This window comes from Pseudomonas sp. LBUM1653, assembly GCF_059716115.1.
The window spans coordinates 4462826-4476311 of record NZ_CP166803.1 but is presented as its reverse complement, the minus strand read 5'-3'; the positions used below and the strand labels follow the sequence as shown (position 1 = coordinate 4476311).

Genomic DNA, 13486 nt, shown 5'->3' with positions numbered 1-13486 from the left:
AAGGTATCAAGCCAGACCAATTCTATATTGGCCGCCCGGAAAAAGCCGTATGAGAATCAGGCTCAGAACTTCAAGAACCTGACGGGTATCGAAATGCTTGCTACAGCCATTGAATCGATCGAGACGATCATCGTCGATCTGCCGACCATCCGCCCGCACAAGCTGGCGATGCACACCATGCAGAACCAGACCCTGGTGGTCATTCGCGTGCGCTGCGCCGATGGCATTGAAGGCATCGGCGAAGCCACCACCATCGGTGGCCTGGCTTATGGCAACGAAAGCCCTGACAGCATCAAGACCAACATCGACAAACACTTCGCGCCGCTGTTGATCGGCCAGGACAGCGGCAATGTCAATGCCGCGATGTTGCGCCTGGAACGCAGTATCCGTGGCAACACCTTCGCCAAGTCCGGTCTGGAAACCGCGCTACTCGACGCCCAGGGCAAGCGCCTTGGCCTGCCGGTCAGCGAGTTGCTGGGCGGTCGCGTACGTGACTCGCTGCCCGTGGCCTGGACCCTGGCCAGCGGCGATACCGAGAAGGACATCGCTGAAGCGGAAAAAATGCTCGACCTGCGCCGCCACCGCATCTTCAAACTGAAAATCGGTGCTGGCGAGGTCAATCGCGACCTGGCCCACGTGATTGCGATCAAGAAAGCCCTCGGCGATCGCGCCAGCGTGCGGGTCGACGTCAATCAGGCCTGGGACGAGGCGGTGGCGTTGCGCGCCTGCCGGATCCTGGGAACCAACGGCATCGACCTGATCGAACAGCCGATCTCGCGCAACAACCGCGCCGGCATGGCACGCCTGAATGCCATGAGCCCGGCGCCGATCATGGCCGATGAATCCATCGAATGTGTGGAAGATGCATTTAACCTGGCGCGCGAAGGCGCGGCCTCGGTGTTTGCCCTGAAGATCGCCAAGAATGGCGGCCCGCGCGCCGTGTTGCGCACCGCCTACATCGCCGAAGCGGCCGGTATCGCCCTGTACGGCGGTACCATGCTCGAAGGTGGAATCGGCACCATGGCTTCGGCGCATGCCTTTGTCACCCTGAACAAACTGGCGTGGGACACCGAGCTGTTCGGTCCGCTGCTGCTGACCGAAGACATTCTCAGTGAGCCGCTGGTTTACCGCGATTTCGAGCTGCATGTGTCGAAGACCCCGGGTCTGGGCCTGAGCCTGGACGAAGAACGCCTGGCGTTCTTCCGTCGCGACAAGACTTCCACCATTCATCAAGCCTGAGGAGAGCATTATGCTGTTCCACGTAAAGATGACCGTGAATTTGCCGGTCGACATGAACCCCGAACGCGCCGCGCAGCTCAAGGCCGACGAAAAAGCCCTGGCCCAGCGTCTGCAGGAGCGAGGCAAGTGGCGTCACCTGTGGCGCATCGCCGGGCTCTACGCCAATTACAGCGTGTTCGATGTCGACAGCGTCCAGGAACTGCACGACTTGCTCATGCAATTGCCGCTGTATCCGTACATGGCGATCGAAGTCACCGCGATGTGCCGGCATCCTTCGTCGATTCGCGAGGATGACCGCTGAACCCAGCCTGTTCAGTTCGCCATGCCAATAATTACAAGATGAGGAACCCATAAAATGAACGTCAAGATTTCCCACACTGCCGAAGTCCAGAAATTTCTCGAAGAAGCCAGCGGCCTGCACAACGATGCCGGTGATTCACGGACCAAAGCCCTGATCTACCGCATCCTGCGTGATTCGGTGAACATCATCGAAGACCTCGCCGTGACCCCGGAAGAGTTCTGGAAAGCGGTCAACTACCTGAACGTGCTGGGTGCGCGCCAGGAGGCTGGACTGGTGGTGGCCGGCCTGGGCCTGGAGCATTACCTCGACCTGCTGATGGACGCCGAAGACGAGCAGGCCGGTAAAGCCGGTGGCACCCCGCGCACCATCGAAGGCCCACTGTACGTGGCCGGTGCACCGCTGTCGCAAGGCGAAGCGCGTCTGGATGACGGTGTCGATCCAGGTGTGACCCTGTTCATGCAAGGCCGGGTGTTCAACACCGCTGGCGAACCTCTGGCTGGCGCCGTGGTGGACGTGTGGCACGCCAACACTGGCGGCACCTACTCGTACTTCGATGCTTCTCAGTCGGAATTCAACCTGCGTCGCCGCATCGTCACAGACGCCGAAGGCCGCTACCGTTTCCGCAGCATCGTGCCGTCGGGCTACGGCTGCCCACCGGACGGTCCGACCCAGCAACTGCTCGATCAACTGGGCCGTCATGGCCAGCGTCCGGCGCACGTGCACTTCTTCATTTCCGCGCCGGATCATCGTCACCTGACCACCCAGATCAACCTGGATGGCGAGAAGTACCTGCACGACGATTTTGCCTACGCCACCCGTGACGAGCTGATCGCCAAGATCACTTTCAGCGATGATCAGGCGCGTGCAGCGGCCTACGGTGTCAGCGGTCGTTTTGCCGAAATCGAGTTCGACTTCACCCTGCCGTCGTCTGCCCAGCCTGAAGAGCAGCAGCGTCATGAGCGGGTGCGTGCACTGGAGGACTGATCCCTACTGAACTGTAGGAGCTGCCGCAGGCTGCGATCTTTTGACTTTGCTCTTTAAAAGCAAGATCAAAAGATCGCAGCCTGCGGCAGCTCCTACACGGGATTGATGGCATGACCTTCCACAGGTCAGTCCACTGATACGCCGCTGCAAGTACTGCCTTAGAATGACCTGATGCACCCTATAACAACAACGAGAGTTACCCGATGATGCAAGCGCAACTGTTGAGTCAGCGCAGCACGGTATTCGACCATGCCGACCCGTACGCGGTGTCGGGCTACGTCAATCAGCATGTCGGTAATCATTGCATCCTGATGCCTCGCGCCGGGCATCCCCTGGCCAGCCTCAATCATCGAAAATTCGCCAGCCTGGACTTGTGCCGTATCAGCTACGGCGGCAGCGTTCGCGTCACTTCGGGCGCGCTGGAAACCATCTATCACCTGCAAGTGTTGCTGCAGGGCAATTGCCTGTGGCGCGGGCACGGCCAGGAACACTACTTTGCCCCCGGCGAGTTGCTGCTGATCAATCCCGACGACCCGGTCGATTTGACCTACTCCGACGATTGCGAAAAATTCATCCTCAAGGTCCCCACGTCCCTGTTTGAGTCCGTCTGCAACGAGCAGCGCTGGCGCTATCCGGGGCAAGGCGTGCGGTTTCTCGAGAACCGCTATCAGCTCAATGAGCTGGAAGGCTTCGTCAACCTGCTGGCGATGATTTGCCAGGAGGCCGAGGCCACCGAGCAGATTCCCCGGGTGCAGGAACATTACGCGCAGATCATCGTCAGCAAGATGCTCAGCCTGATGAAGACCAACGTCAGCCGCCTCGAACTCGGCTCGCAGGCTGCCACGTTCGAAGCGATTGCCGATTACATTGCCAGGAATCTCAAGCAGGACATCGACAGCGAAGAGCTGGCGCGCCAGGCCAGCATGAGCCTGCGCTCGTTATACGGCCTGTTCGAACGCAACGCTTGCACCACACCGAAAAACTATATCCGCCAGAAACGTCTGGAACGCGTCAACGCCTGCCTCAGCGATCCGACCTGCAACGTGCGCAACGTCACTGAAATCGCAATGGACTACGGCTTCCTGCACCTGGGACGCTTCTCCGACAGCTACCGCAAGCAGTTCGGCGAGTTGCCGTCCGATACCCTCAAGCGCCGCCACTGAAACCTTCACATTGATGTTGCCTGCTCTGACGCCATCGCGAGCAGGCTCGCTCCCACATTGGATCGCGTTGCCCCTGTGGGAGCGAGCCTGCTCGCGAAGAGGGCGGTACTGTCAACGTTGGTGTCGCCTGACACAACGCCAGCTCCCTGCACAAAACGGATAAGGGTCTGCACCCCGCGGATAGTCCGTCCCATTGCCCCGTCCTAGCATGAGCCTTGCCTGAACAATAACAATGGAGGCGGCGGCCATGACCCTGCGACCTGAATACCTTGAGTCCCTGCTTGAAGACGATCCAGAGCAGGGCATCTATCGCTGCAAGCGCGAGATGTTTACCGATCCGCGCCTGTTCGATCTGGAGATGGAACACATCTTCGAAGGCAACTGGCTGTACCTGGCGCACGAAAGCCAGATTCCCAACGTCAACGATTTCTACACCACCACCATGGGGCGCCAGTCGATCTTTATCGCGCGCAACAAGGACGGTGTGTTGAACGCCTTCATCAACGCCTGCAGTCATCGCGGTGCGACCCTGTGCCGGCACAAGTCCGGCAACAAAAGCTCGTACACCTGCCCGTTCCACGGCTGGACGTTCAACAACTCCGGCAAGTTGCTCAAGGTCAAGGATCCGGCGCAGGCCGGCTACCCGGCGAGCTTCAACTGCGAAGGCTCCCACGACCTGACCAAGGTTGCGCGTTTCGAGTCCTATCGCGGTTTCCTGTTCGGCAGCCTCAAGGCCGATGTGGTGCCGCTGGTCGAGCACCTGGGCGAGTCGGCGAAGATCATCGACATGATCGTCGACCAGTCCACCGATGGCCTGGAGGTACTGCGCGGTTCTTCCAGCTACATCTACGAAGGCAACTGGAAACTCACCGCCGAAAACGGTGCCGACGGTTACCACGTGAGCTCCGTGCACTGGAACTACGCCGCTACCCAGAACCAGCGCAAACAGCGCGAAGCCGGTGACGAAAACCCGACCATGAGCGCCGGCAGCTGGGCCAAGCAGGGCGGGGGTTTCTACTCCTTCGACAAGGGGCACATGCTGCTCTGGACCCGGTGGGCCAATCCCGAGGACCGTCCGCTGTACGAACGTCGCGATGAACTCGCCCAGGACTTCGGCAAGGCCCGCGCCGACTGGATGATCGAGAACTCGCGCAACCTGTGCCTGTACCCCAACGTGTACCTGATGGACCAGTTCAGCTCGCAGATCCGTATCGCCCGGCCGATCTCGGTCAACCGCACGGAAATCACCATCTATTGCATCGCCCCCAAAGGCGAAAGCGACCACGCACGTTCGAGCCGGATTCGTCAGTACGAAGACTTCTTCAACGTCAGCGGCATGGCCACACCGGACGATCTGGAAGAGTTCCGCTCCTGCCAGACCAGTTACCAGGGCAGCGTCACCACCTGGAACGACATGTCCCGTGGCGCCGAACACTGGATCGAAGGCGCCGATGAGGCAGCCAAGGAAATCGACCTGCATCCGCTGCTCAGCGGCGTGCGCACCGAAGACGAAGGCCTGTTCGTGCTGCAACACAAGTATTGGCAGCAGACCATGCTCAAGGCCCTGGCGGCCGAGCAGTCGAAACTGATCGCCGTGGAGGACGTGCAATGACCATTACCTACGACACCGTGCGCGATTTCCTCTACCGCGAGGCGCGCTACCTCGACGACCGCCAGTGGGATGAGTGGCTGGAAATGTACGCCCCCGACGCGACGTACTGGATGCCGTCCTGGGACGACAACGACGAACTGACGGAAGACCCGCAGCGGGAAATTTCGCTGATCTGGTACGGCAACCGCACGGGCCTGGAAGACCGCATCTTCCGCATCAAGACCGAGCGTTCCAGCGCCAGCGTGCCGGACACCCGCACGTCCCACAACATCAGCAACATCGAGCTGCTCGAACAAGCCGACGGGATGTGCAAGGTGCGCTTCAACTGGCACACCCTGAGCTTTCGCTACAAGACCGTCGACAGCTATTTCGGCAGCAGTTTCTACACCCTCGATGTGCGCGGTGAAAACCCGCTGATCAAGGCCAAGAAAGTGATCCTGAAGAACGACTACGTTCGCCAGGTCATCGATGTTTACCACTTGTGAGGCTGCCGTCATGACCCATTCCATTGCGTTCAATTTTGAAGACGGCGTCACCCGGTTCATCGACGCCAATGTCGGCGAGACCGTGGCCGATGCCGCGTACCGCCAGGGCATCAATATTCCGCTGGACTGCCGTGACGGCGCCTGCGGCACCTGCAAGTGTTTTGCCGAAGCGGGCAGCTACGATCTGGGCGAGGAATACATCGAAGACGCCCTCAGCCCTGAAGAAGCCGGGCAAGGCTATGTCCTGACCTGCCAAATGCGCGCCAAGAGCGATTGCGTGGTGCGGGTGCCGACGTCTTCGGAAGTTTGCCGCACCCGCCAGGCCAGCTACGACGCCACCATCAGTGCCGTGCGCCAGTTGTCCGACAGCACCATCGCCCTGTCGATCAAGGGCGAGTCCTTGAGCAAACTGGCCTTCCTGCCAGGCCAGTATGTGAACCTGGGCATTCCGGGCAGCGAGCAGACCCGCGCCTATTCGTTCAGCTCGCTGCAGCGTGACGGTGAAGTCAGCTTCCTGATTCGCAACGTGCCTGGCGGCCTGATGAGCAGCTTCCTCACCGGCATGGCCAAGGCCGGCGACAGCATGAGCCTGGCAGGTCCCCTGGGCAGTTTCTATCTGCGCGACATCCGTCGGCCGTTGTTGCTGCTGGCGGGCGGCACCGGGCTGGCGCCATTCACCGCGATGCTGGAAAAGATCGCCGAGCAGGGCAGTGAACACCCGCTGCACCTGATCTACGGTGTGACCCACGATTTCGACCTGGTAGAACTCGACCGCCTGGAAGCCTTCGCCGCACGTATCCCCAACTTCACTTACAGCGCCTGCGTGGCCAGCCCCGACAGCCAGCACCCGCTCAAGGGCTACGTGACCCAGCACATCGAACCCAAACATTTGAACGATGGCGATGTCGACGTCTACCTGTGCGGCCCGCCGCCGATGGTGGAGGCGGTCAGCAAGTACATCGGCGAGCAAGGCATCAAGCCTGCGAATTTCTACTACGAAAAATTTGCTGCCAGCGCGGCGTGAGTCGCGCGCAACACCCTGCCTGGCAATGATCCAATGTGGGAGCGAGCTTGCTCGCGATGAGGCCAGAACATTAAACATTGATGTCGCCTGTGAGGCAGCTATCGCGAGCAAGCTGGCTCCCACAGGGGCAGTTGGCATCCATCGAGGTACACATGAACAGATTCCACGACAAAGTCGCGCTGATCACCGGCGCCGCCCAAGGCATCGGTCGGCGCGTGGCCGAGCGCATGGCGGCGGAAGGGGCGAAGCTGATTCTGGTCGATCGCTCTGAATTGGTATTCGAGCTTCAACAGCAATTAGCCCAGCACAGCGAGGTCCTGGCCCTGACTGCCGACCTTGAGCAATACGACGAATGCAACCGGGTCATGCAAAGCGCCGTGGAGCGTTTTGGTCGTCTCGATGTGCTGGTCAATAACGTCGGCGGGACCATCTGGACCAAGCCGTTCGAGCATTACGATCCGTCGCAGATCGAGGCCGAGGTTCGCCGTTCGCTGTTTCCGACCTTGTGGTGCTGCCACGCCGCATTGCCGTACATGTTGCAGCAGGGCAGTGGCGCGATCGTCAACGTTTCGTCGATCGCCACCCGCAGCGTCAACCGTGTGCCGTACGGCGCGGCAAAGGGCGGGGTGAATGCGCTGACCGCTTGCCTGGCGTTCGAAACCGCCGGTCGCGGTGTTCGGGTCAACGCCACTGCACCCGGCGGCACCGAAGCGCCGCCACGGGTTATTCCGCGTAACAGTGCCGAGCAGAGTGAGCAAGAGAAGGCCTGGTATCAGCAGATCGTCGATCAGACCCTCGACAGTAGTTTGATGAAGCGCTACGGCACTCTGGATGAGCAGGCAGGCGCGATTCTGTTCCTGGCCAGCGACGAGGCGTCCTACATCACTGGCATGGTCATGCCGGTGGGCGGTGGCGACCAGGGCTGAGGCGCATGAACTACAGGCGACGCTGAAACGCTCTGAGGATCTGCAGCGTGGCGTCGCTGGGGTTCAGGTTATGCACCGCGTCCAGCGGGTACCAGATGCAATCGAAAATCTCGTTTTGCGGCCGCGCCTGATCCGGACTCAGCAACGATGCTTCGTAGACATGGTGTCGAGTACCTCCTGTTTCCAGCTCCATCAGGTACAGCATATCGTCGGCGCCCAGCCCGGTTTCCTCCTGCAACTCGCGCACGGCCGCATCCTGCGCGGTCTCGCCGGGTTCAACCTTGCCGCCGGGCAACGTCCAGCGACTCCTGGGTTTACGCACCAGGAGAATGTGCCGGTCCTGCTCACAAATCACGGTTGCGCGTATTTTCATCGGTTCTTTGAATCCAGGTTGTCACAAAACAGTAACAAAAATGCAATATTCGGGCCGCAACCCTTTGCATATTGCCTGGACATTTTGAGCAGCAAGGGTGTCTAAAAGTGCAATCCCGCTGCCAGTATCCTGACTCGACGTCTGGTCGGCATCTTCACGGCAGGGGGGTGTAAGGTAGGCAGGTCAACCCTGTGATCACTGCCAAGATGGAGGTGACTATGAGCGTTCCGATGTTGAACAAAATGCACATGAACGGCTATGACGTACTCAGTGTGAACAACGGCCCGTGGCGGGTCTGCACCCAAGGTGACCGGCTTGGCTCGTTTGCCAGTCGGGAAGAGGCGCTGGCCTTTGCGGCTGCACTGCCCGGTTACAAGGCCCGTGCTGGCAAGCCTCGTAATCAGCAAGCCACATGAAGGCCCGTTTTTCAGTATTGGGTGTATATCCATTGCTGCGGTAACGGCTACCTATGGTTTCGCCCTTACGGCGAGTCACTTGGAAGAGCCCCAAGTAACCAAGGGCTCTTGCCCCTGGCGTTCGGCCCCTCGCTGAGGCTCGGGGTACCCTCGCTCCGGTCCTGCTCCGTGGGCCCGCCGCGATGGGCCATCCTTGGCCCAGCGCGGCTAAACCGGCATCCATGCCGGTTTACCCACTGCGCAGAACCTCCACTCGGCCTCTCGATGGGGCAAGAAAATCAAAAGCCAAAGCAAGAGCGAGGCGGCCTGACAGCCGACCTGATTACTGGCTGATCCGCGATCCCCTGTGGGAGCGAGCTTGCTCGCGATGAACGTACAGACAACGCGATCCTTCAGACAGGGCGCATTATCGTTGACGTCCATCGCGAGCAAGCTCGCTCCCACAGGGGATCAGGTACAGCCGGAAAAGTCAGGTCGGCTGTCAGGCCGCCTCGCTTTGGCTTTAGATTTGGGCGCCCCGTTAACCACGATGGCCGAACGCAGGCATTGCGCAGTGGGTAAACCGGCAGGACGCCGGTTTAGCCGCGCTGGGCCCAGAGTGTGTCAAAACTCCAGCCAACCCTTGCTATGATTCCCCCCAGGAAATTCATCGCAAGGGCTGCCCATGAAACGCTTCATTCAAGGTGAACACCGAGGTCAAACTACCTTGCTCCCCGAGAGCCTGGACGATTACGTCAGCGACGCCAATCCCGTGCGCGTTGTCGATGTCTTCGTGGATGAACTCGACCTGATCGCCTTGGGTTTTGAAAGCGCTGTCCCTGCTGAAACCGGCCGACCGGCTTACCACCCCGCAGTCATGCTGAAGATCTACATCTACGGCTATCTCAACCGTATCCAGTCAAGCCGGCGCCTTGAGCGCGAGGCGCAGCGCAACGTCGAACTGATGTGGCTGACTGGTCGCCTGCGGCCGGACTTCAAGACCATCGCCAACTTCCGCAAAGACAACGGCAAAGCCATTCGAGGCGTCTGCCAGCAATTCGTCGTGCTGTGTCAGCAACTGGGGCTTTTCTCGGAACATTTCGTTGCCATCGATGGCAGCAAATTCAAAGCGGTGAACCACCGTGACCGCAATTTCACCAGCGCCAAGCTGAAGCGCCGGATGGAAGACATCGAATCAAGCATTGCCCGTTATCTGAAGGCGCTGGATGAGGCTGATCGGGAAGAGCCCACGTCTTCAGGGCACAAGGGCGGCCTGGAAGAGAAAATCGCCAAACTGAAGGAGCGGATGAAGGCGCTTCAGGAGATTGAAGTACAGCTTGAAGCATCGCCGGACAAACAGATCTCACTGACCGACCCGGACGCGCGCTCGATGAAGACGAGCGGTAATGGAATCGTGGGTTATAACGTGCAGACAGCGGTCGATACCAAGCACCATTTGATCGTCGCGCACGAGGTGACCAATGTCGGTCACGACCGTGATCAGCTCAGCTCGATGGCCCAGCAGGCCCGTGAGGCGATGCAACTCGAATCGTTGTCGGTGGTGGCGGATCGAGGGTATTACAAAAGCGGAGAAATCCTGGCCTGCCACGAGGCAGGGATCACTGCTTATGTGCCGAAGACGCTGAGCTCCCGGGCCAAATTCGATGGCCGTTTCGGCAATGACGCTTTCGTCTACGACGCGGACAAAAATGTGTACATCTGTCCCGCCAAGGAAGTGCTGATTTGGCGTTCCTCTTACATCGATAAGGGCAAGAAGCTGGACGTTTACTGGAGATCCAACTGCCGATCCTGCTCGATAAAGGCGCAATGCACACCGGCCAGAGAGCGAAAGGTTCGGCGCTGGGAACATGAGGCGGTGCTGGAGGAAATGCAGGACCGTCTGGACAATGCGCCGCAGATGATGAGCATCCGCAAGCGGACCGTCGAGCATCCCTTCGGGACGCTGAAACAATGGATGGGGGCGACGCATTTTCTGACGCGTAGGCTGACGGGGGTGAGCACCGAAATGAGCTTGAATGTGCTCGCTTACAACTGGAAAAGGGTGATGAAGATCCTCGGTGCACAGGGTCTGATGAAAGCGCTGGCGGCCTGAAAAGGCTGCCGTTTTGCCCCGTTAATCAAGCTATGGAGCCTTGCTAGCGCTTGTAGGGGCCGCTTGGAGCTACAAGAGTGCTTCAGGTTTTAATCAGCTGGCCAACACCGGTCGGCGCTACGTGCCGACGATGTTTTCATGTGTTTTTACACACTCTGGGCCAAGGATGGCCCATCGCGGCGGGCCCACGGAGCAGGACCGGAGCGAGGGCATGCCGAGCCCTAGCGAGGCACCAAGTGGGGGGGCAAAGCCTTTTGGTTCCTTTTTGGCGTTTGTGTACGGACCGGACACATGGTTGATGGGTGTGCGGGGACATGGTGGACACTTTTCGGCGAACCAACTTCGCCGGAAAACCACCATGCCCTGGGACACGAGAGATACCATGAGCCTGAAAGAAGAGTTTGTTGCCTTAGCACGGCAACCCGGCAGCAATAAACGCGAACTGTGTCGACGGTTCGGCATCAGTCCGCAAACGGCCTACAAGTGGCTCAACCGCTACGAGGCGCACGGTCAGTCGGGACTGCAAGAGAAGTCCCGCAAACCGGCTACCAGCCCCAAGCTGACCCCTGCTGCTTTGGAGGCGGAAGTCTTAGCCCTCAGGCAAGAACATCCAGCCTGGGGCGGACGCACAATCAGCACCATCTTGAAAAAGCAGATCGCTCCCAGCACCGTCACCAATGTCCTGCACCGGCACGGGCTGATTCAGCCTGCTCAGAATGAGCAAGAGGCCAAGCTGAGATTTGAACACGATGCGCCGAACGATCTTTGGCAGATGGATTTCAAAGGGCACTTCTCAACGCAAGAAGGCCGATGCCATCCCCTGACTTTGTTGGACGACCACTCACGATTCAATTTAGCTATTCAGGCTTGTGATAACGAGCGTGGAGCCACGGTGAAGGAAAAGCTGATTGAGGTATTCCAGCGCTTCGGATTACCCGCTCGCATCAATGTTGATAACGGCCCGCCATGGGGCTCGCCGCGCAATCCAGGTGAAATCACAGAGCTGAGTATCTGGCTGATTCGTTTAGGAATCCGGGTCAGCTTCAGCCGCCCTTACCATCCCCAAACCAATGGAAAGATCGAGCGCTTCCACCGCTCACTCAAGGCCGAAGTGCTTGATGGACGTCAGTTTTCCACGGTCAAGGAGGCTCAATCAGCGTTTGATCGATGGCGGGAGGTTTATAACCTGCAACGGCCTCATCAAGCGTTGAACTACCAAGTGCCAATGGACCGGTATCGCTCTAGCCCTTGGGCTTATCCGCAGCAGTTATCGGAGTTTGAATACGGGCCGGACGATGTGTTGGCCAAGGTTTATCACAGCCGATTCCGCTTTCAAAAACGCTATTTCAGCATCGCCAAGGGCTTGGTTGGGCAGCACATCGCAATACGCCCTAACCCTGAAAGGAATGGACTCTTTGATGTCTACTTCTGCCATCACTTCCTGAGAACGTTCGACGTGAGCAAACCTGACTATGGGTCATAATGTGTCCACCATGTCCCTGCACACCCGTCAACCATGTGTCCGGTCCGTACAGGCATTTGAAAAAGGGACTCGCTAATGAAATGGCTACCCCCGCCGCCCCCGGTGATCGCCCACTAAGCTTTCACCGGGGGCTCACCGGAGACCATTGCCATGAACAAAGTAGCTATTGCCGCCATCGACCTGGGAAAACACACCTTTCATTTGCATGCTCAAGATGATCGCGGGCATGAGCTCTACCGCAAAAAATTTACGCGTACCGCGCTCATCCAGCATCTGGCAAATGTCGAACCTTGCACCGTGGTGATGGAAGCCTGTGGTGGAGCCCATTTCATGGCACAGGAGGTCGCAAAGCTTGGACATTTACCCAAGCTCATTGCCCCTCATCTTGTACGTCCCTACGTGAAAAGCAACAAAAACGACTTCGCCGATGCCGAAGCGATCTGCGAGGCAGCGACTCGCCCGACGATGCGCTTTGTGCCGCCCAAAACCCAGACCCAGCAGGTGCTGGCCATGTCCAACTCGATACGCGATGCGTTCATCAAGGATCGCACTGCAACCGCCAATCGGATTCATGCAGCCCTTCTGGAGGTTGGCGTCAGCCTGGCCCCCGGCTTCAAATCGATCAACACTCTGCCGGCGCTGCTTGAGGCGAGTTCAATGTCTGAGCCCTTCAAAAAAAATCTGACGAGGCTGTATCGACATTTCAAGAATCTGGAAGAGGAGATCAAGTCGCTGGACAAGGAGTTGCAATGCCAGGCCGCTGAAGATGATCTGGCATCTCGCTTGATGACCATGCCGTGCGTCGGCCCGATCACCTCCACCGTCCTGGCCGCCGAGTTGGGCGATGGCAAACAGTTCAAATGCGGCCGAGGCTACTCGGCCTCAATCGGCCTGGTGCCCAAGCAGCATTCCACGGGTGGCAAGAGCGTGTTGTTGGGCATCAGCAAGCGCGGAGATCGCAACCAGCGACGCTTGCTGGTCCAGTGCGCCCGGGTGTACCTGATGCATCTGGACCACCAGAAAGGCTGGCTGGCGGACTGGGTCCGGCAGCTACTGGCCCGCCATCATTCCAACCACGTGGTTTGCGCGCTGGCCAACAAGCTGGCGAGGATCGCCTGGGCGATTGCGGCACACCGTACTGAATTCGATGCAGGGCCAAGCGCGATGAACGCCTGACCTTGCTGTCACCCGAGCACCACCCACCTGGTTTTGCGATGCTGGATAACTGATGACGTGAACGGCCAACCGGCCTGACGACAACCCTGGGCTCTTACACGGCTGAAAGGCCGTCTCGCTAATAAGGATCGTTGGGCATCGATTCTCATCGAGGCGCGGGGCGACACCCCCACTCAGACGCCGAATAGATGAAAGCAAGCCAAACACGCATC

General features: G+C 59.0%; 13 protein-coding genes. 12 read left to right on the top strand and 1 reads right to left on the bottom strand.

Features of this window, described 5'->3' with window-relative positions:
• Positions 1 to 93 precede the first annotated feature (93 nt).
• From ACA054_RS19985 to ACA054_RS19950, 8 genes are all read left to right on the top strand, one after another.
• Positions 94 to 1239 carry a muconate cycloisomerase family protein gene (locus tag ACA054_RS19985; protein ID WP_497690343.1) on the top strand — a complete coding sequence of 382 codons (1146 nt, stop codon included), beginning with the start codon at positions 94 to 96 and terminating at the stop codon, positions 1237 to 1239.
• A gap of 10 nt (positions 1240 to 1249) precedes the next feature.
• Positions 1250 to 1540 (top strand): muconolactone Delta-isomerase, encoded by a 291-nt coding sequence (gene catC, locus ACA054_RS19980; protein ID WP_497685801.1) that lies wholly within the window; start codon positions 1250 to 1252, stop codon positions 1538 to 1540.
• A gap of 54 nt (positions 1541 to 1594) precedes the next feature.
• Positions 1595 to 2524 (top strand): catechol 1,2-dioxygenase, encoded by a 930-nt coding sequence (catA, locus tag ACA054_RS19975; protein WP_497685800.1) that lies wholly within the window; start codon positions 1595 to 1597, stop codon positions 2522 to 2524.
• Positions 2525 to 2727: 203 nt separating this feature from the next.
• A complete protein-coding gene (locus ACA054_RS19970) occupies positions 2728 to 3687 on the top strand; it encodes an AraC family transcriptional regulator (RefSeq protein WP_497685799.1) in 960 nt (319 codons plus the stop codon).
• A gap of 247 nt (positions 3688 to 3934) precedes the next feature.
• Entirely contained in the window at positions 3935 to 5299 is a 1365-nt protein-coding gene (gene benA, locus ACA054_RS19965; RefSeq protein WP_497685798.1) for a benzoate 1,2-dioxygenase large subunit, read from the top strand.
• Positions 5296 to 5784: a benzoate 1,2-dioxygenase small subunit gene (gene benB, locus ACA054_RS19960; protein ID WP_497685797.1), complete on the top strand. Its 489-nt coding sequence runs from the start codon at positions 5296 to 5298 to the stop codon at positions 5782 to 5784. Before benA ends, benB begins: the two co-directional genes overlap by 4 nt.
• Before the next feature lie 10 nt (positions 5785 to 5794).
• Positions 5795 to 6808, top strand: coding sequence for a benzoate 1,2-dioxygenase electron transfer component BenC (gene benC, locus ACA054_RS19955; RefSeq protein ID WP_497685796.1), 1014 nt, complete (start codon positions 5795 to 5797; stop codon positions 6806 to 6808).
• Between the two features lie 152 nt (positions 6809 to 6960).
• The gene (locus ACA054_RS19950) at positions 6961 to 7734 is read left to right on the top strand and encodes a 1,6-dihydroxycyclohexa-2,4-diene-1-carboxylate dehydrogenase (protein WP_497639302.1); all 774 of its coding nucleotides are present in this window, start codon (positions 6961 to 6963) and stop codon (positions 7732 to 7734) included.
• Positions 7735 to 7744: 10 nt separating this feature from the next.
• Here the strand turns inward: ACA054_RS19950 and ACA054_RS19945 are convergent, their stop codons facing one another.
• On the bottom strand, positions 7745 to 8107 hold the full coding sequence (locus ACA054_RS19945; RefSeq protein ID WP_497685795.1) for an NUDIX hydrolase: 363 nt from the start codon (positions 8105 to 8107) through the stop codon (positions 7745 to 7747).
• 218 nt (positions 8108 to 8325) lie between these two features.
• Here ACA054_RS19945 and ACA054_RS19940 point away from each other — a divergent pair, with 218 nt between their 5' ends.
• The 4 genes from ACA054_RS19940 (at position 8326) to ACA054_RS19925 (ending at position 13274) form a co-directional block, all read left to right on the top strand.
• On the top strand, positions 8326 to 8523 hold the full coding sequence (locus ACA054_RS19940; RefSeq protein WP_272602648.1) for a DUF2188 domain-containing protein: 198 nt from the start codon (positions 8326 to 8328) through the stop codon (positions 8521 to 8523).
• A gap of 664 nt (positions 8524 to 9187) precedes the next feature.
• A complete protein-coding gene (locus tag ACA054_RS19935; RefSeq protein ID WP_497685794.1) occupies positions 9188 to 10615 on the top strand; it encodes an IS1182 family transposase in 1428 nt (475 codons plus the stop codon).
• Between the two features lie 358 nt (positions 10616 to 10973).
• Entirely contained in the window at positions 10974 to 12098 is a 1125-nt protein-coding gene (locus ACA054_RS19930) for an IS481 family transposase (protein ID WP_497685793.1), read from the top strand.
• Positions 12099 to 12248: 150 nt separating this feature from the next.
• On the top strand, positions 12249 to 13274 hold the full coding sequence (locus ACA054_RS19925; RefSeq protein ID WP_497685739.1) for an IS110 family RNA-guided transposase: 1026 nt from the start codon (positions 12249 to 12251) through the stop codon (positions 13272 to 13274).
• Positions 13275 to 13486: the final 212 nt, after the last annotated feature.